The organism is Geofilum rhodophaeum, from assembly GCF_002210225.1.
In the GTDB taxonomy this organism is placed as follows: Bacteria; Bacteroidota; Bacteroidia; order Bacteroidales; family Marinilabiliaceae; genus Geofilum; species Geofilum rhodophaeum.
Genome location: NZ_MWUJ01000008.1, coordinates 65,405 through 91,695, shown reverse-complemented (window position 1 = coordinate 91,695; position 26,291 = coordinate 65,405). Strand labels below are relative to the sequence as shown.

The window sequence follows — 26,291 nt, the reverse complement described above, 5'->3', positions numbered from 1 at the left end:
TTGTATTGTTGTACCTAAGCTGTTTGTATGGAAAGAAATAAAGTACTCGCTCTCATTACTCTGTTGGATGATCCCAGCGACGAGATTTTTAGTACCGTGGAGGGGGAGTTGCTGAAGGAGGAAGTGGACATTGTTCCCGATCTGGAAAAGGCCTGGGAATCGACCTACGACTCCACCTATCAGCGACGTCTCGAGAACTTGATCCACACGCTGCAGTTTAAGGATGTAAAGGGTCGTCTCCGTCAATGGCTGGCTGCTCCGGAGGATTTGCTCTACGGCGCCTGGCTGGTGGCGCGCTACCAATACCCCGGCCTGCGTTACGAGGAATTGGATTTGAAAATAAACCAACTGCGCAAGGATGTGTGGCTGGAGCTTAACGATCACCTGACTGCCCTGGAAAAGGTGCGGGTGATCAACCATATTCTTTTTGATGTGCATGGTTTTGGGCGCAATACCACCAATTTTATGGCGGCTCAGAATTCTTTGATTTGCGATGTGCTCGATACCCGAAAAGGCAATCCCATTTCTCTTTCGGTGATTTATTCGGTGGTGGCACAACGGCTGGGTTTACCGGTGTACGGGGTCAATTTGCCCAAGAACTTTATTTTGGCCTACCTTGACGAGGGGGGCGATTTGGTGTCCGGCAACAAAGGAGAAGAAATCTCCATTCTTTTTTACCTGAATCCCATCAATAAAGGCGCAGTTTTGGGGCGCAAGGAAATTGAGTTTTTTGTAAAGCAGCAAAAGCTGGAGCCCAATCCTTCTTATTATTTGCCCTGCAGCAATAAGGACATTGTGCAGCGCATGCTCAATAATCTGGTCTTTGCTTTTGAAAGCAGCAATCAGCCCGAAAAGGTAGAAGAAATCAGAGAATTGCTGTCGCTCTTTGCCTGAAGAAAAGCGTAGTTGATGCTTCTTACCTGCTTGCTTAAAAAGCAGAGGCTGCCACAATCGGGCAGCCTCCACACAAGTCAGGCTTGTGTTTTGAGCCGGGATTAAAGATCTTCCTACTCCAGGGCAAAGTTAACGGGAACCGTATAGGAGACGCTGACCGCCTCGCCGCTCTGCATCCCGGGTTTCCAACGGGGCATTTCAGCTACTACGCGGTAGGCTTCGTTGTCGAGCAAGGGGTGTGCTTCTCTAAGGATTTTAATTTGTTCGGTTTTCCCTTCCGTGTTAATTACGAACTGGACGTAAACACGCCCTTTAAGGCCTTGTTCTATAGCGGCTGCCGGGTATCTGATGTTGGTGGCCAGATAGTTCATGAGTGCTTCCTGGCCTCCCGGGAACTCAGGCATTTCTTCTACAAACATATAAATCTCACCTCCTTTATGGTCTTTGGGAAAGACGCTTTCCATGGCGCTTTTTTCTATAGCTGCCTCTGTATAACTGTTTAAACGTGACACAATATCCTTCGAAAGGGTATTGACCTCAATAATTCCGTTTTTTCCCAGATTACCGTAGCGCTTCATGGCTTCTTCGCCTTTAACTACCTCTATGGAGGCAATGTTGTCCGGGGAGATAACCTCGCTTAGTACCTTGTCGTTGACATCGTGAATACGTCCGTCGATAACATAGAGCATGCCGTCTTCGCGGGGTGGGATGGTTTTGTTTGTCTCGCTTTCCTCAAGGCCGTACTTTTCGTCTAGTTCAGCACAGGATAGGGCTACCAAAACGAGGGCTGGAATAATCCATAAAAACTTCAGTTTTTGGATGGTATGGGTGCTTTGTTGGGTCATCATAGCAAATCGTTTTTTGTTGAGTGAATAACTGAATGAATGTCCCAGGCGGATGACTTCAGCCCCCAGCAGCTGGTTGAGCAGAACGGCCTTGTAAGTGCCCGGTTGGGTACTGTTGCGCAGCACCTGCTCATCGGCCAGGTATTCGTGATTTTCACGAACATGTCGGTTGAAAAGCCATACCAAAGGATTGTACCACATCAGGGCCGTCAACAGTTCTCCCAAAATTAAATCCATCCAGTGTTGCTGTCGGATGTGTTCGGCCTCGTGTTTCAGAATTTCCCTGATTTCGTGTGCTGAAAGTGAAGGATGGACAAACACATAGGAAAAGAAGGAAAAGGAGGCGCTTACTTTGGTGGAGGTGACCAGGCGAAAGCCCGACCGTTGATCGGTCTCCGATTGGCGAATCAGGGACCAGATGTTAATGGTTTGAAAAAGCAGGCGCAACAATACAACAGCAGCACCTGCCAGAATGATGTAAGGAAGGAAGGAACTGAGCAGCGGCTCCGATGTTGTTGAAGTCGCTTCCACTATTCCATTAAAGACAGGGAGTTCGGCAAAGGCCTTGCCGGCTGCGACAGTCTCCGTACTCCCTTTAGAGAACCATGGCAGGCGGCTTGGTGCCTTAATGAGGGGCAAAAGCAGGGTGGCCAACATACCCGTAATCAGGTAGAGTCGGTTGAGCGAAAAATAGCGTTGGTTGTGCAAAAAAGACTGGTAAACCAAAGTAAAAGCACTGATCCAAAGGTTGGCTTTGATGAGGTATAAGAGAAAAGGTGTCATACAAAGGTTGTTTTGGGTTTATTGCTTTTTGTTTTGTTGGGCCAGTTCTTTTTTGGTCTCTTCGAGTAACTGTTCCAGTTCCTTTGCAGAGAGGTCCTTTTCTTTAGCAAAAAAGGAGGCCATAGCCGGAAAGGAATTGTTGAAATAGTTTTTGATGAGACCAAAAAGCTGACTCTTTGAATAGGTCTCTTTTTGCACCAGTGGATAATACACATGAACGTTTCCATAGGTCTTATGATCCACATAGCCTTTTTTCTCCAGGATGCGCACGATGGTCGACACCGTGTTTCGGGCGGGTCGGGGCTCCGGGAATTGCTCCCTGATGTCCTTTACCGGCCCTTCTTCGAGCTGCCAAAGTATTTGCATTACCTGTTCTTCTGCTTTTGTAAGTTGCATATCACTTGTTTTTGTCCTTCCTTCTCTGCAAACTTATGACTAATTTCTTAGTCAGTCAACACCTTGGCTTACTTTTCGACTAAAGATTTAGTTAAAAAATACAAAAAAAAGGGCCACCTTAACAGGCAGCCCTTTAAATATAAGACTTTCAGGCGGTTTATAAACTGGCGATTTTGTCGCTCTTGTATTTGCCTGCTTCCAGTTTTTCTTTGATTTCGGCAAAAGCCTTGATGGTGTAGTCCACATCTTCGAGGGTGTGCACTGCCGTGGGAATGATGCGCAGCATAATCTGGCCCTTGGGTATAACAGGATACACCACAATGGAGCAGAAGATGTTGTAATTCTCGCGCAGGTCCATAGTCAGCTCTGTGGCTTCGGGAACTGTACCATCGAGGAAGACGGGAGTAACCGGACTTTCGGTAACGCCAAGGTTAAAGCCTTGCTCGCGCAAGCCTTTTTGCAGGGCATTGACAACGGTCCATAGGTTCTCACGCAATTCGGGCTGGTTCTTCAGCAATTCGAGTCGCTTAAGGGCCCCCACGACCATAGGCATGGGCAGCGATTTGGCAAAGATCTGCGAACGCATGTTGTACCGCAGATAGCTGATTACGTCTTCGCGACCGGCGACAAAAGCGCCAATTCCGGCCATCGACTTGGCGAAGGTGCCAAAAATAAGATCCACCTGATCTTCCACACCGTAGTGTTCGGCTACGCCGGCGCCGGTTTTACCCATGGTGCCAAATCCGTGCGCATCGTCAACCAACAGACGGAATTCGAAATCCTTTTTCAGGGCCACGATTTTGTCGAGGTGCCCCAGGTCGCCGGCCATACCAAATACCCCTTCGGTAATAACCAGTACGCCTCCGCCTTGCTTTTCGGCCAGAGCAGTAGCTCTTTCGAGTTGCTTGCGCAGGTTCTCCATATTGTTGTGCGGAAACACATAGCGCTTACCCATATGCAGGCGCAGTCCGTCCAGGATGCAAGCGTGCGATTCCGAATCGTAAACAATTACATCGTTGCGGTTGGCAATGGTGTCGATGATAGAAACCATGCCCTGGTAACCGAAATTCAACAGGTAGGCGTCCTCCTTTTTAACGAAATCGGCCAGTTTGGCTTCGAGTTCCTCGTGCAGACTGGTGTGTCCCGACATCATACGGGCACCCATGGGATAGCCCAGTCCCCAGTCCTTTGCCCCTTCGGCATCGGCCTTACGCACCTCGGGGTGGTTGGCCAATCCCAGATAGTTGTTCAAACTCCAGGTCAGGACTTCCTTGCCACGGAACTTCATTTTTGGATGAATCTCCCCTTCGAGCTTGGGGAACATGAAATAACCATGAGCTTCTTTACCATATTGGCCCAGCGGGCCCATGTTGGCGTTTATCTTATTAAAAATATCCACGTTAATAAGTTTTTAATTATTTCCCGGGCAAAGGTAATGTTTTTTAAATATTACCGGCTTATCCGCTTTAAATTTATTAAAGCCGAGCCGGTGGGTAAGTCTGGCCTGAAATTTGTTTTGCAGCACACCGTTGGCGGCACAATAATAACGAGGTGCTGTCTCAGGCTTTTTATTATTAAAATATGCTTAGGGAATTGAATGGAAATCTTTATCTTTGCCGGATGTTTCCGTTCAAGACTTTGATCGAAAACTTTTTAGAGCGCTTATGAGAAAGATTTGGATACTACGAAGTCTGGCCATGCTGCTGTTGTTGGCAACACTGGGTTCATGCAGTGAATACCAGAAGTTGCTGAAGAGCAACGACCACGACCTCAAGTACGAAAAGGCCATGGGGTACTACGAGAAAGGGGACTACATGCGTGCCGGTACTCTTTTTGGTGGACTGATTGGGATATACAGGGGTACTGAGAAATCGGAGACCTCTCATTATATTTATGCCGATTGTCTTTATAACATGAAAGACTACATTACGGCGAAGCACTATTTTTCCACTTTCGTGCAGAATTATCCGACCAGCGATTTGGCGGAGGAAGCGCAGTTCATGACCGCTTATTGCAGCTACGAAATGTCGCCCAATCCCCGACTTGATCAAACGGAGACCTACAATGCCCTGGATGCTTTTCAGCTTTTCATTAATTTGTACCCACAAAGCGAAAAGGCGAAAGAAGCCACTACCCTGATGGATGAGTTGCGTGATAAATTGGTGTATAAAGCCTATTTGAATGCCACTTTGTATTACAATTTGGGTGATTACATGGGCAATAATTATCAAAGCGCAGTTATTGCAGCCCGCAACACGCTGGACGATTATCCCGACACTCAGTTTCGGGAGGAGTTGTCTTTTCTTATCCTGGATGCCCGTTATATAGAGGCTGTTAACAGTGTTGAGGAGAAGCAGGAAGAACGCTTGCGGTCCACGCTGGACGAATACTATTCTTTCATCAATGAATTTCCCGAGAGTCAGTATTTGAGTCAGGCCAATAAGATATTTGAGGAGGTGAGCTCCTTGTTGAATTAGCAAACAACCGGTTTTATTAGATAGTACTATGGATTTTAAAAAGTCAAAAGCACCTACAAACACCATTACCTGGGATACCGCCAAATTGTCGGAGCCCACTGGTAACGTTTATGAATCCATTATGATTGTGGCTAAGCGTGCCAATCAAATCAGTGTGGATATGAAAGAGGAACTCAATCGTAAGTTGCAGGAGTTCGCTTCTTATACCGACAACCTGGAAGAGGTATTTGAAAACCGGGAGCAAATTGAGATTTCCCGTTTTTATGAGCGTTTGCCTAAGGCCTCAGCCTTGGCCGTAACGGAGTTTATGGAGGATAATGTTTATTTCCGTAACCCCGGTAAGGAAGAAAATCCAGATGTATTGTAAGGAAGGTTTATCCTGCTGAGAAGTTCTAAAAAGATAAAAGAAAGCCGACTTTCTTTTATCTTTTTTTTGTTGTAAACCTAAGGCTTTTCTAACTTGAGCCCTCAAACAGATAGCATGCTTAAAGGGAAAAAAATTGTGCTGGGCGTTACGGGAAGTATCGCTGCCTACAAATCTGCGGTCCTGCTTCGCCTTTTGGTGAAGAAGGGGGCCGAAGTACAGGTTTTGATGACCAAAGCCGGGAAAGAGTTCATCACGCCGGTCACTTTGTCGGCCCTCTCGGGGAAACCCGTGTTGGGCGAGTTTTTTGAGCGCGGAGATGGTACCTGGCACAGTCACGTCGATTTGGGGCTGTGGGCCGACGCCATGCTGATTGCTCCGGCAACTGCTTCTACCATGGGTAAGATGGTGAATGGTATTTGCGACAACTTGTTGGTTACGACTTATTTGTCGGCCCGGTGTCCCGTGTTTGTGGCGCCGGCTATGGACCTGGATATGTTTCAGCATCCCTCTACGCTTCAAAATATGACGACCCTGCAAAGTTGGGGTTGCACCATTATTGAACCCGCCAGTGGGGCTTTGGCCAGCGGTCTCGAAGGGAAGGGGCGCATGGAGGAGCCTGAAGCAATTGTTCAGCTGCTGGAGGATTGGTTTGTAGGGGCTGAAAAAAAAAAGCCGCTGAGCGCTAAGCGCATATTGTTAACTGCCGGACCAACGTATGAGGCCATTGATCCGGTGCGTTTTATTGGTAATTATTCTTCGGGGAAAATGGGTTTTGCCCTGGCTGAGGAATTGGCAGCCCGGGGCGCCCGGGTAGAGCTGGTTTGTGGACCTGTGCACTTGAAAACTGTGCATCCAAATATTCACCGCAGCTCGGTTACCACCGCAGCGGAAATGCTGGCGGCTTGCCAGGAACTTTTTCCCTTATGCGATGGGGCCATTATGGCTGCTGCAGTGGCCGATTATCGGGTAGCGCAGCCTGCGGCCCAAAAGATCAAGCGCAGTGGTGAGGCCTTAAGTTTACAGCTGGTGCCTAACCCCGATATAGCTCGCGAATTGGGTCTTCAGAAAAGGCCGGGGCAGGTTGTTGCCGGTTTTGCCCTGGAGACCGTCAATGAGGAGCAGAATGCACGTCTAAAGCTCGAAAAAAAGAACCTTGACTTTATTGTCTTGAATTCTTTGGCCGAAGAGGGAGCGGGTTTTATGGGCGATACCAATAAGATCAGTATTATTGGCGCCGATAATAAAAGGCGCGACTTTCCGTTAAAAACAAAGGCAGAGGTGGCGTCAGATATCGTGGATCATCTGGAAGCCTGTCTCATTACCAACTAGAGTAATACTGTTTTTAAGTCCTTTTTTATGTGGAAGAAGCTTGGTTTTAGTCGATTTTTACTGGCTCTTGGCGTGATGTTGTTGCTGCCTCAGGAGCGTTTGAGTGCCCAGGAACTCCGTTGTATGGTGCAGGTGGTTGCACCCAGCATTCAGGGGACCAATCGAGAAGTTTTTGAGACTTTGCAGACTTCCATTATGGAGTTTATGAACAGCCAAAATTGGACGGAGCATGTGTATCAGAATGAGGAGCGCATAGAATGTTCGATAATGATCAATATTCGCGAACAAATTGGCAGCGATGAGTTTAAGGGTACTTTGCAGATTCAGGCAAGGCGGCCTGTTTTTAATTCTTCCTATTCGTCGCCCCTGATCAACTTTCAGGATCAGGATCTTCATTTTCGTTATGTTGAATTTGAACCCCTGGTGTATAATGAAAATAATATGGAGTCGAACCTGGTAGCGATTTTGGCCTATTACGCCTACGTTATTCTGGGCTACGATTACGATTCCTTTTCTTCCTCGGGAGGTACGCCTTATTATCGTCAGGCTCAAAACATTGTGAATATGTCACAAAATGCCCGTGAATCGGGTTGGAAATCTTTCGAGAGTACGCGCAATCGATACTGGTTGGTCGAAAACCTGTTGAATGAACACCATACGCCCTTGCGTAATTGTACCTATCAGTACCACCGGAGGGGACTTGATTTGATGGCCGACAAGCCCGAGGAGGGACGGGCGGCTATGATTTCGGCTCTTGAACTCTTGCAAAAGGTGTATCGCCAGCGGCCCAATTCTTTTGCACTGAGTTTTTTCTTCGATGCCAAAGCCGAAGAAATTCAGAATGTTTTTTCTGCTTCACCATCTATGGAGAAAGCCCGTGTGGTGAATATCTTGAAAGAGGTTAACCCGGCTAATGCCGATAAGTATGAGGCCTTGCTTAAGGACGACAACAGGTTGTAATTTTTATTACATTTGTGCCTAAAGCACTTCATTTATGTTGTATCACCTATCTATTTCGAATTACGCACTTATAGATGCTGCGGACATTAACTTTATGTCGGGCTTCACTGTAATTACTGGTGAAACAGGAGCCGGTAAATCCATATTGCTGGGTGCTTTATCCTTGATTCTTGGACAGCGCAGTGATGTTTCTGTTTTACGCGATAAGTCCCGCAAGTGTGTGGTGGAAGCCGGATTTAACTTGAGCGGTTATGCCCTGGAAAGCTTGTTTCACCGGGAAGATGTGGACTATGAAGAAGAAACCCTGATCAGACGGGAGATATTGCCCAGCGGCAAGTCGAGGGCTTTTGTTAACGATATGCCTGTTACGCTGGCTTTTTTGAAGGAGTTGGCCGACCATTTGATTGATGTGCACTCGCAGCATCAAAATCTCTTGTTGGGGACCAATGATTTTCAGCTGGGAGTGGTGGATGCAGTGGCGGGCAATGAACAGCTGTTGGAGTCGTACAAGGAGGTCTTTCGTGCCTACAGAAAGCTGGTCAAAGAACGTGATGCTTTGATTGAACAAAACCAAAAGCAACAAGCCGATCGGGATTATTGGGAATTTCAGGCGGTTCAATTGCGTGAGGCAGCGCTGCAGGAAGAGGAGCAGGAGGAGTTGGAAAAAGAGTTGCAGCAACTCAGTCACGTCGAAGAGATAAAGGGGGCGCTGGCTACAGCCAATTTATTGTTGATGGAGCAGGAGTTTCCGGTTTTGGACGGCCTGCATCAAGTGCACCAGGAGGTGGGCAGAATAGCGGATTATCTTGAAAACGGCTCAGAACTGTCTGAGCGGCTTTCGTCGGTCTACATTGAATTGAAGGATCTGGCCAGAGAATTGGGCGACCGGGCTACATCGGTCGAGTTTGATCCGCAGCGGATTCGCATGGTTCAGGATAGGCTTGATTTGCTTTATTCGTTGCAGCAGAAACACCATGTGGACAACAATAAGGCTTTATTGGCTTTGTTGGTCGAATTGGAACAAAAATTGGGCGGTTTGGATGCTTTTGACGAGGACCTGAAGGTTTTGAATAAGCGGGTGGCGACTCAGGAGGAGGCCCTGCAAAAGATGGCTCAAGAACTCTCTGCAGCCAGAAAGGCTGTTTTTAAAGAAATTGAGGAGCGCATAGCGGGTCAGTTGGCTGAGTTGGGCATGCCCAATGCCCGACTTCGTTTGCAGCATCAGGACAGCGGGTCTTATGGTGAACAGGGGCGTGATTTGATACAATTTCTCTTTTCGGCCAACAAAAATGGAGATTTGTGCGACATTCCCAAAGTTGCTTCAGGTGGAGAACTGTCTCGTTTGATGTTGTGCATTAAGTCTCTTTTGACCTCTGCACGGAGTCTCCCAACTCTGATCTTTGATGAGATCGATACGGGCGTCTCCGGCGAAATTGCCGACCGGATGGGGCGCATCATGTTGGAAATGGGGCAAAGCCTGCAGGTTATCAGCATTACCCACTTGCCACAAATCGCCGGAAAGGGGCAGCATCATTATAAGGTTTTTAAACGCGATACCGAAGCCCACACCTTGTCCGAAATTAAGGCCCTCGACGCCGATGCGCGCGTGCTGGAAATTGCCGGAATGCTCAGTGGGGCAGAGCTTTCGGAGGCTGCACTGACCAATGCTCGCGAATTCCTTAAATAGACTTAATAAAAACAAAAATCGCTTTAGTTTTTCTTTCGGGCGGATTATAGCTTATATTTGTAGCTTCAAAAATCAAAACTAATATGGGATATAATCTTTTAAAAGGAAAAAGAGGGATTATTTTTGGGGCACTCAACGACATGTCCATTGCCTGGAAAGTGGCTGAGATGGCACATGCCGAGGGCGCTCAGTTTACCCTCTCGAATACGCACGTTGCCTGCCGTATGGGGAGTGTTACCGAGCTGGCCGAAAAAACCGGAGCAACTGTAATTCCTGCAGATGCCACGAATTTGGCCGACTTGGAGAATGTGATCAAGACTTCTACTGAGGTACTCGGTGGTAAAATTGATTTCATTCTGCACTCAATAGGTATGTCCTTGAACGTACGCAAGAAGCGTCTGTACAACGATTTGGATTACAATTATCTGGCAAAAACGCTTGATATTTCAGCCATTTCATTCCACAAGGTTATTCAGACTGCCTTTAAAATGGATGCCATGAACGACTGGGGCTCTATTGTTGCGCTTTCGTATGTGGCAGCCCAGCGTACCCTTTACGGCTACAACGATATGGCCGATGCCAAAGCCCTGCTGGAATCCATTGCGCGTAGTTTCGGCTACATTTATGGTCGTCAAAAGAAAGTGCGTGTGAATACCATCAGTCAGTCGCCCACCGTTACCACTGCCGGAAGCGGGGTGAAGGGCATCGACGGTCTCATCGACTTTTCAGATCGCATGTCTCCGCTGGGTAATGCCGATGCACAAGATTGCGCCAACTATTGTATTACGCTCTTTTCCGATTTAACGCGGAAGGTCACCATGCAGAACCTGTTCCACGATGGAGGCTTTTCCAGCATGGGTATGAGCATGCGTGCTATGCAACAATACAATAAGAGTTTTGATCCCAACGAAGTGCAGATGGAGGACTAAACCGGATGCGTATTAATACGCATTTGTGCCCTCGCTTAACTGGTTATTCCTAGCGGATTGGAAGGTTTATGAGGGCTGATTTATTGACAGATAGAACATTATTGTGCCGCAAAGGCCGACCCTTGGGGTCGGCCTTTCGTTTTATCCTTCAGGGGATTATTTCAAAATCTCCCTTTAAAGCGTTAAATTTGCGTGGTCTTATATAAAATAAACTCATGGATAAGTATCAAATCAATCACTTAAAGGAGTTGGAAGCTGAGTCTGTTTTCGTGATTCGCGAAGTAGCTGCCCAGTTTGAAAATCCCGTCATGTTGTTTTCAGGTGGAAAAGATTCCATTGTGATGTTTCACCTGGCGCTTAAGGCATTTTATCCGGCAAGGGTTCCTTTTCCTTTGTTGCACATCGACACCGGACATAATTTTCAGGAAACACTGGATTACCGGGACCAATTGATGGAAAAAACCGGTGCTAAGTGTATTGTTCGCTTGGTGCAGGATTCTATTGATAAAGGACGGGCGCAGGAGGAGACGGGCATCAATGCCAGTCGCAACAAACTGCAAACCGTAACCCTCCTGGATGCTTTAGAAGAGTTGAAGTTTGATGCAGCTATGGGTGGCGGTCGCCGTGACGAAGAAAAGGCCCGTGCTAAGGAACGTTTTTTCTCGCACCGTGACGAGTTTGGACAGTGGGATCCGAAGAATCAGCGTCCGGAGTTGTGGAACTTGTTCAATGGACGTAAAAATATGGGCGAACATTTTAGGGTTTTTCCCATAAGTAACTGGACCGAGATGGATGTATGGCAATACATTTACATGGAAAATATTGAATTGCCTTCCCTTTATTATACCCACGAAAGAGAAGTGTTTGAACGCGACGGTGTATTAATGGCGACAGCGCCTTTTATGCAGTTGCGGGAGAATGAAAAGCCGAAAAAAATGCAGGTGCGTTGCCGTACAATTGGCGACATTACCTGTACCGGCCTCACCTTGTCGGCTGCCAACAGTCTGGAGGACATTATTCAGGAGGTGGCTGCTTCCCGGGTTACCGAACGGGGTGGGCGTGCCGACGATAAGCGATCGGATGCAGCTATGGAAGACCGCAAAAAGGAAGGTTACTTTTAATCATTTTCAACAGACACAGAATCATGAGCGGAAAAAATTCAGGATATTTAGATATGGAGCTGCTGCGCTTTACTACAGCGGGCAGTGTCGACGATGGTAAGAGTACCCTAATAGGTCGCCTGTTGTACGATTCCAAGGCTATTTTTGAGGACCAGATGGAAGCCATAGAGCGGGCCAGTGTACGGGCCGGTGGCGAGCAGGTGAACCTGGCATTGCTGACCGACGGTTTGCGTGCCGAACGCGAGCAGGGCATTACCATTGATGTGGCTTACCGTTATTTTGCCACGCCCAAGCGCAAGTTTATTATTGCCGATACCCCGGGCCACATTCAGTACACCCGAAATATGGTGACTGGTGCCAGTACGGCCAATGCGGCCTTGATTTTGATTGATGCCCGCCAGGGTGTTTTGGAACAGACCCGCAGACACGCGTATATTGCTTCTCTTTTGCAGATTCCTCACCTGATTATTTGTGTCAACAAAATGGATTTGGTGGCCTATAAGGAGGAGGTTTTTGAAGGAATTGTTAAGGATTTTGAAGCCATTGCTTCAAAACTGAGCATTAAGGATGTTCGCTTTGTGCCCATTAGCGCCCTGGAGGGCGACAATGTGGTGACAAGGAGCGAGAAAATGGATTGGTACGATGGCCCTACTTTGATGTATCTTTTGGAGAACATTCATATTGGCAGCGATATCAATCGCGATGATTTTCGTTTTCCGGTGCAGTACGTGGTGCGTCCGCAATCGAAGGATTGGCCGGATTATCGCGGCTATGCGGGTCGTGTAGCCAGTGGGGTTGTTTCTGTGGGCGATGGGGTAACCGTGCTGCCTTCTGGTTTCACCTCCAAAGTAAAGAGCATTGACCTGTATCAGGAGTCGCTCGATAAGGCTTTTGCCCCGCAATCGGTCACGATCACTCTGGAGGACGACATCGACATCAGTCGTGGCGACATGATTGTTAAGTCCACCAACGGTCGCGCAGCCCGAACCGATCAAAATATTGAAATGATGATTTGCTGGTTCAATGATAAGAAGATGGTGCCGGGTGGTAAATACGCCTTAAAGCATACTTCCGCTGAGGTGCGTTGTATGATTAAGGAGGTTCAGTATAAGATGGACATCAATACTTTGGAGAAGGAGGAAAAGGATCTTTCTGTTGGAATGAACGATATTGCGCGGATTTCGGTACGCACCACCAAGCCTTTGTTTTTTGATGCTTATAATGTGAATCGGATGACGGGCAGTGTGATCCTCATTGATGAGGCGACGAATGAAACGGTGGCGGCAGGGATGTTGCTGTAGAAGCGTTTTTTGATCTAGTGTGAAGGCCATACCTGAAAGGGTGTGGCCTTTGTCGTAGTGTATTCCTGCTGCTTACATAAAATAGCTATTCACTTCACTTTCCTACCTACAAGCATCGAACTCGCCTGTGGCTCAAACAGCGATGCTTGTAACGGTAGGAAAGCTTGTTCATCACGCTATTTTCTGAAGGCAGCTGTTCTACACTACTTCCCTTCCAGAGTGGAGCTGTGCTTGTAACGCTGCGCTTCTTCGTTCACTTACGGAAACACTCAGAGGCTTGAACAGCTGTATCTGCGCTTGGACGAGATTTTCTGAAGGCCACGGTTCTACACCACTTCCTTTCCAGAGTATTGCTTGATGCAGCTGTTCTGCGCTGCTGCCTGTTTCCTGTTCACTTCAGTCGCTCCGCTACAAGCATCGAACTCGGGTGGTCGTAGTGCAATCTTGCGCCTGACAGAAAACACCTGTTCACTGCAGTCGTTTCACTAAAAACATCGAAACTCGCCTGCGGCTCAAACAGCGATGTTTTTGACGTTTCACTCCTTTGTTCACTTACGGTGTTTTCTGTAGGTCGCCATCTTGCACTATTTCCCTTCCGGAGTTTTGCTTGATGCAGCTGTTCTGCGCTGCTGCCTGTTTCTTGTTCACTCCATTCACTCCGCTACAAGCATCGAAACTCGGGTGGTCGTAGTGCAATCTTGCGCCTGACAGAAAACACCTGTTCACTGCAGTCGTTTCACTAAAAACATCGAACTCGCCTGTGGCTCAAACAGCGATGTTTTTGACGTTTCACTCCTTTGTTCACTTACGGTGTTTTCTTTAGGTCGCCATCTTGCACTACTTCCCTTCCGGAGTGGAGCCGTGCTTGTTACGTTTCGCATCCTTGTTCATCACGCTATTTTCTGAAGGCAGCTGTTCTACACTACTTCCCTTCCGGAGTGGAGGAGGGTGTGGAGGTCAGTTGCGGTTGATGGGCATAGAGGGAAGCATTTCCATGAGGGGGGAGAAGAAGTTTTGAGGCTGACGCAGCTCAGGGGGTGGTGCAGCCACGTTCAGGGCCAGGGGAAGAATGCTGATTTTGGCTTCAGTGCCGAGTTCCACGGGTTCGCCATCTACATGGCCAAGCATAGGCGTGGGGTGGGAGATGGTGACTTCCGGGGCCTTTACAATCATATCGTACTTGTTCTTGTCGATGCTTTGATCGAGCATGCTGATGAGCAGTGCCGGGGCGGTATACTTGGGGAAATCCCGGATGAGGCACACGTCGATGAGCCCGTCGTCCACCCTCGCTTGAGGGGCGATGTGAAAGTTGTTGCCGTACTGGGTAGAGTTGGCGAAGCTGATCAGGAAAGCATTCCAGTCCTTGGTTTCGTTGCCGATGGTGACCTGGTAGGTGGCCGATTTGTAAGTGGCAAATTCTTTGGTCATTAACTGCATGTAGGCCAGGGGTCCGCGTCTTTTGCGTTGGGCAAAGAGGTGACTGATGAAGGCATCGAAGCCAATTCCTGCCACGTTGAGTGAGTGGAACTCATTCATTCGGATGACATCGATGGGTTTGATGAGTGGGTTGTTCAGCGCTTGTATGGCCTTGTTGACTTTAAAGGGAATTTCGAGATGACGTGCAAGGCCATTCCCCGAACCTGTGGGGATAATGCCCAGAGCGGTATGGCTTCCAATAAGCCCACGTCCCACTTCATTTACAGTGCCGTCGCCTCCTACAGCCACAACCATCTGGCAGTGATTGGCTGCACTCCGACTCAGCTCAAAGGCATGCCCCTTGTGTTGCGTATAAAGGATTTCAACAGCAGCAAGCTTGGTGTCGATGCCCTCCTTTATATAAGATTCAATGGCCTTTTGTTTGCCAATGCCCGAAACCGGGTTGATGATGAAGAGAATCTTCTTTCTCATTTTTTTTCAGTCCCTTGTGACCTGCAAATATACAACAATTATAGGTCGGACCGACAGAGCGGTTTTTGATTTTTGGGATGGGTCTGCTTTTCGGGCTTTTCCAAAGAAGGGTGCAGAGGGGCGTTGGTTCTATTGGTTTTGTGGTTTTTTTAACAGGCTGAATTTCAGCATTTTAGATTATTGTTAAATTTGAGTTAAAAGCAGAAAACTATTTTGGTTTTTGTAGTTTTCTATGGTATATTTGGCCTTCGTTTATAGCCAGTTATGGAAGTGAAAGAGCGAATTGTGCAGGAAGCCTGCCGCTTCTTTTTAAATGAAGGGGTGCGGAGGATAACCATGGATGAAGTGGCGCGTCGATTGGGCATGTCGAAAAGAACGATTTATGAGCATTTTCGGGATAAAACCGAATTGCTTCATTGTTGCATGCTTGCGTCTTTTGCCCAAAATGATGAAGAGATTGCTCATCTGGAAGGCAATTGCGAACATTTATTGGAGTTTGTTCTGCGTGTTTTGGATTATGGTTCCCACTCAGTCAAGATCATCAATCCTGCTTTTTTTGAGGATCTTCGCCTGTATTACCCTAAGCTGTACAACGAGATGGTTGCCTACCGAAGGGATGCGATGGTGGACCAGCTTCGAAAATTGATTGAACAGGGGATGAAGGGAGGCTATTTCAGGTCGGGCACCAATGCTGCGCTTGTGGCTAAAATATTTATGGAACAAATGTTGGCTATGAATCGCCGGGACGTGTTTCCCCCTGAATTATATAGTCAGTCCGAGCTTTTTGAAACCCTCTTTTTGACAACCATTCGTGGAATTTCAACTAAGAATGGCCTACAGGAATTGGATCAACTGTTGAGTGATTATCAAAAGAAACAACTGTAATACAGATGAATATTATGAGGTTTAGACAAACAGGCAGAAGGGAAATGGCAGTTATGGTATTGGCGCTTTTTCTTGTGGTGAATGCTGGTAGGGCTACGGGACAGGAGCCTGTAAATCAAAGCGCCGACAGTCTGGAGCTGACTTTGGACAAAGCCCTGGAGCTTGCTCTTTCAGACAACCCAACCATTGTTATTGCGAATAAGGAGGTTGAACGGGTTGATTATGCGCGCAAGGAGGCATGGAGCTCTTTGTTCCCGGCCATTTCAGCCGAAGGATCATACACCCGAAACATGAAGTTGCCGGTGTTGTTTTTGCCAGAGGGTGTTTTTGGTCCTGGCTCAGGAGGAGCTATGGAAATGGGTTATAAGAACAGTTTTCAGGGTTCGGTAACTGCCGGAATGCCACTTTTTTCGATGTCCCTGCTTCAGAACATCAAGCTGTCTGAGCACGATATGAAGGCGGCTCTGGAATCGGCGCGTGCGTCGCGCATCAATATGGAAGCTGAGGTGAGAAGGGCATATTTTTCCTTTCTTTTGGCCCGAGATACTTATGAGGTGATGGCTCAAAGTGTAGAGAATGCTGAAGTGAATCTGGAAAGTGTCCGTCAGTTTTATGGGCAGGGCTTGGTGGCTGAATACGATGTCATTCGCAGTGAGGTACAGGTACGGAATTTAAAACCTGGTTTGGTACAAGCCGAGAATGGCGTTAGGATGTCTGAGATGATGGTACGGGTGCTGCTTGGACTGGGGCAGGAAATTCCCATTAAGGTGAGTGAGGCCTTGTTTGATTTTGAAGGCGTGGGATTGTCGGAGACGGCTGGTTTCGGAGACGGAATGCTGGAGCAGAATACGCAACTGACCCAACTTGATTTGCAATTGGAAAAGATGCGCACCCAGTTTAAGCTGGTGCGCTCACAACGTTATCCTACCTTATCGGCTTTTATGAGCTATCAGGCTGTGGCACAGGCCAATGATTTTAAATTTGGGGATTATCAGTGGGCCAATCCACTGGCGGCAGGTTTGCAATTGAGTTTTCCGATCTTCCAGGGTTTTTCTATTCGGAATCAGGAGAAACAGGTGGCTGTGGGAAGAGAGCAGCTGCAATTACAGCGCGACTATACCGTGCGCAACCTGGTGCTTCAGCTCAACAATGCAAACACCAATATGCTTAAGGCCCTGGAGCAAATAGAATCTAATCGTGAGGGGGTTCGTCTGGCCGAAAGAGGATTTCGGATTGCACAAACCCGGTATAAGGCCGGTGCGGGAACTTTGTTGGAGTTGAATGATGCTGAAATGGCGCTGACTCAGGCTAAGCTAAATTTGAGCCAGGCTATGTTTGATTATTTATCGGCCGAAACCGAATACCGACAGGTTCTTGGTCGTGAAGAGTAAGTGACTTTAGTTTTAAAATTTGCCATAATATACCATTGAATATGAAGCGACATTTTGCAAGGGCGTTTGCCGGATTAGTGCTCCTGGGGGGAATCTCTGTTTTGACTTCCTGCGGCAGTGCTGCCGAAGCCGAAGAGGGGGAAAGTACGCCCCAGGTCAAAACCACAACAGTACAACTCGAAAAAGTAGAGCAGCTTGCAACTTTTGCGGGAAATATTGAACCTTTTGAGAAGGCTTACATCAGTAGTGCCCAGCCGGTTCGGATTGGCCGGATTTTAAAAGAGGTAGGCGACTATGTGCGCGCGGGGGATATGCTGGTTCAGATGGATGCCGCCAATTATCGGCAGTCTTCGGTACAGCTTGAAAACCTTCGTAAAGAGTATGCGCGTTTGGACACGCTTTATACGGTGGGCAGTATCTCGGAGCAACAGCTTGATCAGCTTAAGGCCCAACTCGATGTGGCCAAAACTGCGCACGCCAACTTGGAAGAAAACACCGTGTTGCGCTCGCCCATTTCGGGGGTCGTTACCGGACGCTTTTATGAGGATGGAGAGATGTTTGGAATGAGCCCTGTGGCTGACGGGCGTTCCGCCATTCTTACTGTAGAAGTTATTGACCCTGTAAAGGTGGTGGTACATGTGGGTGAACAGTATTTCACCAGGGTGGATGAGGATTTGAATGTGACGCTGCGAATCGACAGCCAGCCCAATGAGATTTTTGAGGGGACGGTTCATTTGAAGTATCCTACCGTGGATCCGAGCACCCGGACCTTTCAGCTGGAGTTGAAGTTTCCGAACAAGGAGGGTTTGATTCGTCCCGGTATGTTTGGACGAGTAACTTTAGGCTTTGGCGAGCAGCAACGTGTGGTTATCCCTGATCTGGCTTTAATAAGGCAGGCTGGCATTAATGAGCGTTTTGTTTTTGTGGTAGAAAATGGAAAGGCTGTACGTAAAGTGGTTGAGCCGGGACGTTTGATTGGATCGCAGTTTGAAATTATTTCGGGTTTGCAACCCGGGGAGGAAGTGGTTGTGGCTGGTCAGTCCCGCTTGCTGGATGGTACGGAAGTGGAGGTCAGTCGCTAAGGTCCGTTTTGGATAGACCGAAGTAGAAATTTTAAATACCCTTTTCAATGAGAATATATGAAACGGCAGTTAAAAAGCCGATTACTACGGTGCTGATCTTTGTCGGGGTCATCGTTTTCGGACTTTTTTCGGTGCGCTATTTGCCCATCGATTTGTATCCCGAGATTGATCCGCCCATGGTCACCATTTATACTTATTACCAAGGGGCGGGTGCGTTGGATATCGAAACCAATATTTCCAGAATACTCGAAGACCAGCTCAATACCGTCAATAATCTGAAGAAACTCAGCTCGATTTCTCGCGATAATTTTTCTTTGCTGACGCTGGAGTTTGAATGGGGTTCTAATCTTGACGAAGCCACCAACGACATTCGCGATGTGTTGGGGCGGGTAGAATCGTGGTTGCCTGATGGGGTGGAGAAACCCATAATTTTTAAGTTCAGTACCAATATGATCCCCATCCTTATGATGTCGGCCACTGCAGAGGAGAGTTATCCCGCATTGGCTAAGATTTTGGATGAGGCCTTAGTTAATCCTTTGAATCGTATTGAAGGAGTTGGTGCGGTTTCGATCGCAGGTGGACCGGTGCGTGAGATTCAGGTGAATGTAGATCCGCAGAAGCTGGAGGCTTTTAATCTTTCTGTGGAGCAATTGGGTACACTCATTGGGCAGGAGAATATGAATCTTCCTGGTGGGGTGCTGGATATCGGTAGTCACACTTATCCATTGCGGGTAGAGGGTGAGTACAAAACCGCAGAGGAATTGAACCAACTTGTGGTGGGCAATTTTATGGGAAGGGTTGTGAAGCTCTCAGATGTTGCCGTTGTAAAGGACACCATCGCCAAAATGACTTTTGATGAACGTGCCAACGGTCGCACCGCTGCCCGCATCATTATTCAAAAGCAGAGTGGTGCCAATTCGGTAGAGATCGCCAAAGCCGTGCAGGCTATGCTGCCCGACTTGATGAAGAACCTGCCTCCCGACGTGCAGTTGGAAACCATTTTTGACACCTCTGAATTTATTGAAAGTTCAATAAGCAGTCTCTCCAGTACCATTTTGTACGCCGGCATCTTTGTTGTTTTGGTGGTGCTCTTTTTTCTGGGGCGATGGCGCGCTACTTTTATCATTATACTGACCATTCCCGTTTCGCTGATTGTATCTTTTATTTATTTGTATGCCACCGGAGATACCATTAACGTCATTTCCTTGTCCTCTTTATCCATCGCCATCGGGATGGTGGTGGACGATGCCATTGTTGTTTTGGAGAACATCACTACGCATATCGAAAAGGGAGCATCTCCTCGTGAGGCAGCTATTTATGGGACCAATGAGGTGGGCCTGGCAGTAGTGGCAACCACCCTGACGGTGGTGGCTGTTTTTTTTCCCCTTACTCTGGTGTCGGGGTTGAGTGGCATAATGTTTAGGCCTCTGGGTTGGATTGTAACTTTGGTCGTTACAACATCCACCATTGCTGCCCTTACGCTTACGCCTATGCTTTCGTCTCAAATGTTGCGGAAGAATGCACCGCGTAAACGTGGTGCCGTTAAATGGATTTTTGATGGTGTTGAGCGATTTTTGGGTGGATTGGATAATTTTTACGAGCGCACCTTAACCTTTGCGGTTCGTCGGCGTGTACTTATCGTGGTGGTATCGGTCGTTGTCTTTGTAGGCAGCTTGTTTTTGGTGCCCCTGGTGGGAACCGAGTTTTTTCCGCCATCGGACAATGCGCAGATTGCTGCCACAGTGGAATTGCAGCAGGGGGTTAACATTGATCAGACGCGAGTGGTGGCCCGTAAGCTGGAAGACTTGATCCTGGAGAAATATCCTGAAGTGGAATTGGTGTCGACCAGTGCGGGGTCTGCACAGGAGGGCAATATATGGGCGGCTTTTGGCGACAACGGTCCCCATGTTATTAATTTTTATCTTAAGCTGACTCCCAGTACTGAGCGGGAAAGAGACATGTATCTGCTTAGTGATTTGTTGCGGACCGAGATGGCTGCCATTCCTGAAATTGAGGATTTCCGTGTGGATGCCGGAGGTGGCGATGGGGGCATGGGCAGTGGTGCCAGCAACGTAGAGGTGATTATTTCAGGTTACGATTTGGATGAAACCGATCGTTTGGCCAATGAAATGGCCGAGGTGATGCGGGGAATGGGAAGCCTGAGAGATGTGGACATCAGCAGAAAGGCCTCGGGGGTTGAATACCAGTTGGTGCTTGACCGGGAAAAGCTGGGGGTTCATGGACTTACCACCGCTCAGGTGGCTATGGCTTTGCGCAATAGGATAACCGGAATGACGGCTGCTCAGTTTCGTGAGGACGGGGAAGAGTACGACATTGTGGTGCGCTACGATGAACAATTTAGGGAATCTCTCACGGAGATTGAAAACATATTGGTGCCCAATAATCAGGGCGTGTTTGTACGTTTTAGTGAAGTAGGCCGCCTCGAAGAGTATTTTGCTCCCCCATCCATTGAAAGGGAGAATCGCCAGCGTATCGTTCGCGTTACCGGAACGCTTTATGAGGCTTCGATTCGTGATGTGGTCGCCGACTTGCGCGATAGTTTTGCCCAATTGGAGGTTCCCGCAGGTGTTGTGATGGACATAGGCGGAACGGTAGAAGAGCAGCAGGAAGCTTTTGCGGATATTTTTCTGTTGTTTGGTTTGGTTGTCCTGTTGGTTTATATTGTTATGGCTTCGCAGTTTGAGTCCCTGCGTTCGCCCCTCATTATTATGCTGACCCTTCCTTTTGCTTTTACCGGCGTATTTCTTGCCCTGCTGGTTACCGGTCAAACCCTGAACCTGATTTCCTTAATCGGTTCCGTAATGCTGGTGGGTATTGTGGTTAAGAATGGTATTGTGCTGGTTGACTATACCAACCTGATGCGCGATCGGGGACTGTCTCTGATTCAGGCGGTAGTTGTTTCCGGTAAATCACGTTTGCGTCCGGTTTTGATGACCACACTGACTACCGCATTGGCGATGTTGCCTCTGGCGATGGGAATTGGTGAGGGCTCAGAAATATGGCAGCCCATGGGCATCAGCATTATTGGGGGACTGATGTTTTCGACCATGATTACGTTGATTCTTATCCCTGTGGTTTATACCCTTTTCGGAGCCAACCGGATGCGTCGCGAAAAGCAACGCGCCTTGCAGATGGAGGAGGAAATTTAAAACGAAATGCTTATGAAAACCGTGTTTATAGCCTACAACCAGGCCCTTACTGAGAAAGTGGAATTTGTGCTGGATAAATTGAACCTGCGTGGATTTACCCGCTGGAATCAGGTACAGGGCAGGGGTTCGGTAGATGGGGAGCCGCACATGGGCACCCACACCTGGCCTGCCCTTAATGAAACCATCCTCACCATTGTGCCCGATGAAAAAGTGGCCCCTTTGTTGGAGCGTTTGCGCAGTCTCAACAGCAAAGCAGAGATGCAAGGCCTTAGGGCCTTTGTCTGGAATGTGGAGGATGCCATTTGAAGAATTTCTGGTGAATCAACTCTTTTTGCTTAATGAATGTCAGGAAAGGTCGCTCTACAGCGACCTTTCCTGACATTCATTTTTTTGACAATGGGCGGGTTTTGTGTGATTAATGTCAATTTATCCCCCCTTAAATATCATTTTGTGTCTTGTTTCATAGTGCTTTTTTGTTTTAAGTTTGGTTTAACAGAATGCGGCATCAGATAATCATAATTTTGATTCTGTTATTTGATCAGCTGAGTTCGTAATTAGAAAATCGGAGCCAATGGGCTTCGAGTATGTTTCACCTTAATTTTAACACGCTTTAAAAATGAAAAAGCAATTTTTACTGTGTTTTGTTCTGGCTTTTTTGCTCGGAATGAATGTATTGGGTGCCAGCTATTATGTGGCGACATCCGGAAATGATTCGAACAATGGCTCCATTGGAAGTCCGTTGAAAACTCTTGAAAAGGCTGTGTCCCTGGTTCAACCCGGTGACTACATTTACCTTCGGGGAGGCACGCATAATATGACGGTGTCTTCGCTGGTTATTGACAGGGACAAAAGTGGAACTTCTTCTGCAATGGTTCGTGTTCATGCTTATGGTTCAGAAACACCGGTTTTACGTTTCAATGGGGTAGAAAACTCTTCCAATCGAGGAGTTGTTCAGGATGCCGCATACTGGCATTGGAAGGGCATTACTATAGAGCGTGCCGGCGATAATGGCATGTTGCTTTCGGGCAACAACAATATTATTGAGGATTGTGTCTTTCGCGATAATTGCGACACCGGTTTGCAGTTGAGTCGTTACAACACTTCGGCCAACAGCATTTCTCAATGGCCCAGCAACAATCAGATTATTGGTTGTGAGGCCTACAACAACAAAGATTCAGATAATGAAGATGCCGATGGTTTTGCGGCTAAACTGACTTGTGGAACCGGAAACTCCTTTATTGACTGTGTTGCTCACCACAATATTGATGACGGTTGGGACTTGTATACCAAATCGGATACTGGTCCGATTGGTGCAGTTTACTTTGAAAATTGTATTGCACACAACAACGGAACACTTACCGATGGGGTTACTTCCGGCGGAGGAGACAAAAACGGGTTTAAGCTGGGTTCTTCGAGCAATACTGTGAATCATGTATTGCGTCGTTGTATTGCCTTTAACAATGGGAAGCATGGTTTTACTGACAATGGGAATGTAGGCCGCATTGAATTTACCAACCTGACTTCCTACAACAACGGCGATTACAATTATCATACCCGGGACAATGCTTCACATGTTTTTAAAAACTGTGTTTCTTTTGATGGTAACCATACCGACCGGATTGTAGGTGACGCAAGTGCGCCCAATGCCTTGACCGATACCGACACGTCCTGGCCCTATTCGGCCAGTAGTTCCGATTTTGTAACGATGTCTCCCGGTCCCAATAGTGCACCCACTTCTAATGGCTTTTTAAACCTGAAGAGTGGCAGTCGCCTGATTGATGCCGGTGTCGGTTCCACAGGCATAACTTACAGCGGCTCTGCGCCCGATTTGGGCGCCATCGAATCTGGTGGTTCTGCACCTGTAACTACTTACGCATTGACAACTAACGTACAGGGTTCAGGCTCGGTGAGTCCCTCTTCCGGAAACTATGCCAGTGGAGCCAATGTCAGTCTTACTGCCACGCCATCCACCGGATATACTTTCAGCTATTGGTCGGGTGATGCCTCCGGCTCATCCAATCCGCTTTCGGTTACTATGAATGCCAATAAAAATATTACTGCTGTTTTTGTGGCTTCTTCAAATGGTGGCGGAACAACACCTCCTCCGGTTGACGGCGATGCTGTGGTGCACAATTTTACAACCTCAGGCACCAGCAGTTCATTCTTTGCTATCTCGGGTAATCTGTCGGATTCAAAGGGAACAGTGGTGTATAATGGTCTTACCCTTACGCAATGTTTGAAAATTGAGTCGAGTACCTCCATTTCTTTTACTTCGACCTCAGCAGCAGCCTTGACTCTGGTCTTTAACAGTGACTTTAATGGTGAGTTTAAGGTGGATGGTACCAGTTATTCTGCTGCATCCGGCATTCTCTCTGTTGATCTTGCTGCCGGCAGTCACACCCTTTCCAAAGACGATGTCGCCAATCTGTATTATATGAGTTTGTCGGCCGGTGGAACAGCTGAGCAACCCGGTGATACCGGTGGCGATACCGGAGAAGGTTCAACGAATGATGACAACTTCGTTACTGGTAGCTATAAAATCAGCGCTCGTCACAGTGGTTTGGCGCTTGATGTAGATGGGGGCTCTACCGAGCCAGGAGCTAATGTGCAAACCTGGGCCTATCTTGGTGGTGCCAATCAGCAATGGGTCGTTTCTGATGCTGGCGATGGTTATTATCGCCTGAGTCCCGCTCATGCTCCTGAGCTTGCGCTGGATGTTTTCGAAATCTCCACCGAGGCTGGTGCCAATATTGATTTGTGGACCTATTGGGGTGGCGAAGGTCAGCAATACCAATTGCGACCAACTGGTGATGGTTACTATACCATTGTTGCGCGCAACAGTGGCATGTGTCTGGATGTTTTGTCTGCCGGTACCGAAAACGGAACGAATGTTATTCAGTGGAATTGTACAGAAGGATCTGCCTGGCAGCAGTTTAAGTTTGAACCGGTAACTGTAAGTGATGGGCCTGTTGAGCCTACTCCAGCTTCTGTTCAAATTCAAGAGAACCAAAGTGGTTTTTGTGGTGTAGAGGGTTCTGTGGATAGCAACAATGGTGGTTTCACCGGAGATGGTTTTGCCAACACCGAAAATGCCAGCGGAAAAGGTATTAACTACAGCATTAATGCTTCCGGAGGAAGTGCTACTCTTGAGGTGCGTTATGCCAATGGAGCCAGTGACCGGCCTGCCCGGGTAGTGGTTAATGGCAATACTGCTGTGTCGTCTTTCAGTATGCCCACAACTGGTTCGTGGACCAGCTGGGGTACGGCTTCCGTTTCTTTAAATTTGTCGGCTGGTGTCAATAGTCTCCGTCTTGAAGCTTTGGATGCCGGTGGTCTGGCCAATATTGACTACGTTGTGGTTAGTGGAAACGGCGTGTCGGCTGCTTCTTGCAGTGGCGACAATGGCAACACCGATCCTGATCCGGAACCAGAGCCCGATCCCGACCCTGTATATGATGGCAATGTGGATTTCAGTATGATGGGTTATGCCACAGTTAATGCTGAGGGCTTTGCGACCACCACCGGTGGTGCCGGTGGTGCAACACGTACCATAAGTTCTCTTTCTGAGCTGGAAGATTGGGCAGCCTCCCGTGAGGGTAACACAACGCCTGAGGTGGTTTACATCAATGGCCGGATAACGTCGTCTTCATCTACCATTGTTACTGTTAAGCACGGAGCCAATGTTTCCATTCTGGGTATTGGCAGCACCGCGGAGTTGCAGAATGTGGGCCTTAATATTCGTAACTACGATAACGTGATTGTTCGAAATTTGAAAATCAGAGAGGTGCTGTATCCCAACGACGCACTTACCATTGACGAGTGTAATCATGTTTGGGTAGATCATTGTGAATTGCACAGTAAGATTGGTGCGGGCATTGGGGTGGATACCTACGATGGTTTGCTTGACATTAAGAAGGGATCACGTTATGTAACGGTATCGTGGTGCTATCTGCACGATCACATGAAGTGTTCTTTGATTGGTCACACCAACAGCAGCAGCTCACAGAGCGTCGACAGTCAGATGCGCATTACCTACCATCACAATTATTTCCATAATACCGATGGTCGTAATCCCAGTCTGCGTTTTGGTGCCATTCACATGTATAACAACTACTTCAACAACATCAGTGATTATGGTCTTGCTGCCCGTGTTGGCGCTCACGCTTTGGTCGAAAACAACCACTACCACGATGTATTGCTGCCATTAACTACCGATAAATTTCCGGTGGATGGTTTGCCCAATGGTTATATTTGCGAATCGGGCAATCTATTTACCGGCAGTTGTGGCGCCAATGAGATCTCTCAATCGGACTGCGGTTGGTGGAATATTCCCTACAATTATAGCCTGGATCCTGCAAGTTCTGTGGCCAGTGTCGTTCCCGCCAATGTGGGTGTGGGTAAAATAGCCTCGCTTAAATCGGCCGAGGTGATTACCGGTGTTGCTCAAGTTGCGTCAGAGGGCTTGCACTTGCATCAGAATCATCCGAACCCTGTTGACGGCAGTACAACCTTTACCTTTAGCCTGGCTAAGGACAGTGAAGTTACTTTGACTCTTTACGATATGAAGGGACGAAAAGTCGCCGTTCTATACCAGGGCATCCTTTCAGCAGGCAATCATTCTGTTGATGGAGGTACTGCTGTAGCGGCTTTGTCCTCCGGTGCTTACGTTTATCGTTTACAGGCTGGCACAGAAGTGCGGTCAAAAATGTTGATTAAGCGCTAAATACCAAGTCTCCCATTCGGAGAGCATGGTTATAAAGAAGCCC

Annotated in this window: 19 protein-coding genes; 15 read left to right on the top strand and 4 right to left on the bottom strand. The window is 47.8% G+C overall.

Features of this window, described 5'->3' with window-relative positions; genetic code table 11:
- Positions 1 to 27: 27 nt before the first annotated feature.
- On the top strand, positions 28 to 894 hold the full coding sequence (locus B4W65_RS09160) for a transglutaminase-like domain-containing protein (RefSeq protein WP_088654851.1): 867 nt from the start codon (positions 28 to 30) through the stop codon (positions 892 to 894).
- Positions 895 to 1,007: 113 nt separating this feature from the next.
- Here B4W65_RS09160 and B4W65_RS09155 read toward each other — a convergent pair whose 3' ends face one another.
- The 3 genes from B4W65_RS09155 to B4W65_RS09145 form a co-directional block, all read right to left on the bottom strand.
- Positions 1,008 to 2,522 (bottom strand): M56 family metallopeptidase, encoded by a 1,515-nt coding sequence (locus B4W65_RS09155; RefSeq protein WP_088654850.1) that lies wholly within the window; start codon positions 2,520 to 2,522, stop codon positions 1,008 to 1,010.
- An 18-nt stretch (positions 2,523 to 2,540) separates the two neighbouring features.
- Positions 2,541 to 2,888: a BlaI/MecI/CopY family transcriptional regulator gene (locus B4W65_RS09150; protein WP_394335454.1), complete on the bottom strand. Its 348-nt coding sequence runs from the start codon at positions 2,886 to 2,888 to the stop codon at positions 2,541 to 2,543.
- Between the two features lie 187 nt (positions 2,889 to 3,075).
- Positions 3,076 to 4,317: an aminotransferase class I/II-fold pyridoxal phosphate-dependent enzyme gene (locus tag B4W65_RS09145; RefSeq protein WP_088654848.1), complete on the bottom strand. Its 1,242-nt coding sequence runs from the start codon at positions 4,315 to 4,317 to the stop codon at positions 3,076 to 3,078.
- Positions 4,318 to 4,582: 265 nt separating this feature from the next.
- Between B4W65_RS09145 and B4W65_RS09140 the strand changes: the two genes are divergently transcribed.
- From B4W65_RS09140 to cysN, 8 genes are all read left to right on the top strand, one after another.
- Complete coding sequence (locus B4W65_RS09140) at positions 4,583 to 5,395, top strand: outer membrane protein assembly factor BamD (RefSeq protein WP_088654847.1); 813 nt, start codon at positions 4,583 to 4,585, stop codon at positions 5,393 to 5,395.
- 28 nt (positions 5,396 to 5,423) lie between these two features.
- Positions 5,424 to 5,762: a DNA-directed RNA polymerase subunit omega gene (locus B4W65_RS09135; RefSeq protein ID WP_088654846.1), complete on the top strand. Its 339-nt coding sequence runs from the start codon at positions 5,424 to 5,426 to the stop codon at positions 5,760 to 5,762.
- 114 nt (positions 5,763 to 5,876) lie between these two features.
- Positions 5,877 to 7,091: a bifunctional phosphopantothenoylcysteine decarboxylase/phosphopantothenate--cysteine ligase CoaBC gene (gene coaBC, locus B4W65_RS09130; protein ID WP_088654845.1), complete on the top strand. Its 1,215-nt coding sequence runs from the start codon at positions 5,877 to 5,879 to the stop codon at positions 7,089 to 7,091.
- Positions 7,092 to 7,118: 27 nt separating this feature from the next.
- A complete protein-coding gene (porD, locus tag B4W65_RS09125) occupies positions 7,119 to 8,051 on the top strand; it encodes a type IX secretion system protein PorD (protein ID WP_240509528.1) in 933 nt (310 codons plus the stop codon).
- Positions 8,052 to 8,085: 34 nt separating this feature from the next.
- Positions 8,086 to 9,738: a DNA repair protein RecN gene (gene recN, locus B4W65_RS09120; RefSeq protein ID WP_088654844.1), complete on the top strand. Its 1,653-nt coding sequence runs from the start codon at positions 8,086 to 8,088 to the stop codon at positions 9,736 to 9,738.
- A gap of 83 nt (positions 9,739 to 9,821) precedes the next feature.
- Positions 9,822 to 10,667: an enoyl-ACP reductase FabI gene (locus B4W65_RS09115; RefSeq protein WP_088654843.1), complete on the top strand. Its 846-nt coding sequence runs from the start codon at positions 9,822 to 9,824 to the stop codon at positions 10,665 to 10,667.
- 215 nt (positions 10,668 to 10,882) lie between these two features.
- Positions 10,883 to 11,788 carry a sulfate adenylyltransferase subunit CysD gene (cysD, locus tag B4W65_RS09110; protein ID WP_088654842.1) on the top strand — a complete coding sequence of 302 codons (906 nt, stop codon included), beginning with the start codon at positions 10,883 to 10,885 and terminating at the stop codon, positions 11,786 to 11,788.
- A 23-nt stretch (positions 11,789 to 11,811) separates the two neighbouring features.
- Complete coding sequence (gene cysN, locus B4W65_RS09105; protein ID WP_240509527.1) at positions 11,812 to 13,089, top strand: sulfate adenylyltransferase subunit CysN; 1,278 nt, start codon at positions 11,812 to 11,814, stop codon at positions 13,087 to 13,089.
- Positions 13,090 to 14,046: 957 nt separating this feature from the next.
- Here cysN and B4W65_RS09100 read toward each other — a convergent pair.
- Entirely contained in the window at positions 14,047 to 14,997 is a 951-nt protein-coding gene (locus tag B4W65_RS09100; RefSeq protein ID WP_088654840.1) for a diacylglycerol/lipid kinase family protein, read from the bottom strand.
- Between the two features lie 264 nt (positions 14,998 to 15,261).
- On the opposite strand from B4W65_RS09100, the gene B4W65_RS09090 reads away from it, so the two are divergent.
- The 6 genes from B4W65_RS09090 (at position 15,262) to B4W65_RS09065 (ending at position 26,248) form a co-directional block, all read left to right on the top strand.
- Entirely contained in the window at positions 15,262 to 15,882 is a 621-nt protein-coding gene (locus B4W65_RS09090) for a TetR/AcrR family transcriptional regulator (RefSeq protein WP_088654838.1), read from the top strand.
- Positions 15,883 to 15,896: 14 nt separating this feature from the next.
- Positions 15,897 to 17,273 (top strand): TolC family protein, encoded by a 1,377-nt coding sequence (locus tag B4W65_RS09085; protein ID WP_240509526.1) that lies wholly within the window; start codon positions 15,897 to 15,899, stop codon positions 17,271 to 17,273.
- Between the two features lie 41 nt (positions 17,274 to 17,314).
- On the top strand, positions 17,315 to 18,355 hold the full coding sequence (locus B4W65_RS09080) for an efflux RND transporter periplasmic adaptor subunit (RefSeq protein WP_088654836.1): 1,041 nt from the start codon (positions 17,315 to 17,317) through the stop codon (positions 18,353 to 18,355).
- A gap of 47 nt (positions 18,356 to 18,402) precedes the next feature.
- Positions 18,403 to 21,525: an efflux RND transporter permease subunit gene (locus B4W65_RS09075; protein WP_088654835.1), complete on the top strand. Its 3,123-nt coding sequence runs from the start codon at positions 18,403 to 18,405 to the stop codon at positions 21,523 to 21,525.
- Between the two features lie 12 nt (positions 21,526 to 21,537).
- A complete protein-coding gene (locus B4W65_RS09070; protein ID WP_088654834.1) occupies positions 21,538 to 21,831 on the top strand; it encodes a PG0541 family transporter-associated protein in 294 nt (97 codons plus the stop codon).
- Positions 21,832 to 22,141: 310 nt separating this feature from the next.
- Positions 22,142 to 26,248 carry an RICIN domain-containing protein gene (locus tag B4W65_RS09065; protein ID WP_088654833.1) on the top strand — a complete coding sequence of 1,369 codons (4,107 nt, stop codon included), beginning with the start codon at positions 22,142 to 22,144 and terminating at the stop codon, positions 26,246 to 26,248.
- Positions 26,249 to 26,291: the final 43 nt, after the last annotated feature.

Bases quoted from the DNA above. Each gene is read 5' to 3' on its own strand.
- porD (WP_240509528.1), top strand. From the start codon at position 7,119: ATGTGGAAGAAGCTTGGTTTTAGTCGATTTTTACTGGCTCTTGGCGTG.
- B4W65_RS09140 (WP_088654847.1), top strand. From the start codon at position 4,583: ATGAGAAAGATTTGGATACTACGAAGTCTGGCCATGCTGCTGTTGTTG.
- B4W65_RS09100 (WP_088654840.1), bottom strand. From the start codon at position 14,997: ATGAGAAAGAAGATTCTCTTCATCATCAACCCGGTTTCGGGCATTGGC.
- B4W65_RS09090 (WP_088654838.1), top strand. From the start codon at position 15,262: ATGGAAGTGAAAGAGCGAATTGTGCAGGAAGCCTGCCGCTTCTTTTTA.
- B4W65_RS09155 (WP_088654850.1), bottom strand. From the start codon at position 2,522: ATGACACCTTTTCTCTTATACCTCATCAAAGCCAACCTTTGGATCAGT.
- B4W65_RS09150 (WP_394335454.1), bottom strand. From the start codon at position 2,888: ATGCAAATACTTTGGCAGCTCGAAGAAGGGCCGGTAAAGGACATCAGG.
- coaBC (WP_088654845.1), top strand. From the start codon at position 5,877: ATGCTTAAAGGGAAAAAAATTGTGCTGGGCGTTACGGGAAGTATCGCT.
- B4W65_RS09115 (WP_088654843.1), top strand. From the start codon at position 9,822: ATGGGATATAATCTTTTAAAAGGAAAAAGAGGGATTATTTTTGGGGCA.
- B4W65_RS09135 (WP_088654846.1), top strand. From the start codon at position 5,424: ATGGATTTTAAAAAGTCAAAAGCACCTACAAACACCATTACCTGGGAT.
- cysD (WP_088654842.1), top strand. From the start codon at position 10,883: ATGGATAAGTATCAAATCAATCACTTAAAGGAGTTGGAAGCTGAGTCT.
- B4W65_RS09160 (WP_088654851.1), top strand. From the start codon at position 28: ATGGAAAGAAATAAAGTACTCGCTCTCATTACTCTGTTGGATGATCCC.
- B4W65_RS09080 (WP_088654836.1), top strand. From the start codon at position 17,315: ATGAAGCGACATTTTGCAAGGGCGTTTGCCGGATTAGTGCTCCTGGGG.
- B4W65_RS09075 (WP_088654835.1), top strand. From the start codon at position 18,403: ATGAGAATATATGAAACGGCAGTTAAAAAGCCGATTACTACGGTGCTG.
- cysN (WP_240509527.1), top strand. From the start codon at position 11,812: ATGAGCGGAAAAAATTCAGGATATTTAGATATGGAGCTGCTGCGCTTT.
- B4W65_RS09085 (WP_240509526.1), top strand. From the start codon at position 15,897: ATGAGGTTTAGACAAACAGGCAGAAGGGAAATGGCAGTTATGGTATTG.
- recN (WP_088654844.1), top strand. From the start codon at position 8,086: ATGTTGTATCACCTATCTATTTCGAATTACGCACTTATAGATGCTGCG.
- B4W65_RS09070 (WP_088654834.1), top strand. From the start codon at position 21,538: ATGAAAACCGTGTTTATAGCCTACAACCAGGCCCTTACTGAGAAAGTG.
- B4W65_RS09065 (WP_088654833.1), top strand. From the start codon at position 22,142: ATGAAAAAGCAATTTTTACTGTGTTTTGTTCTGGCTTTTTTGCTCGGA.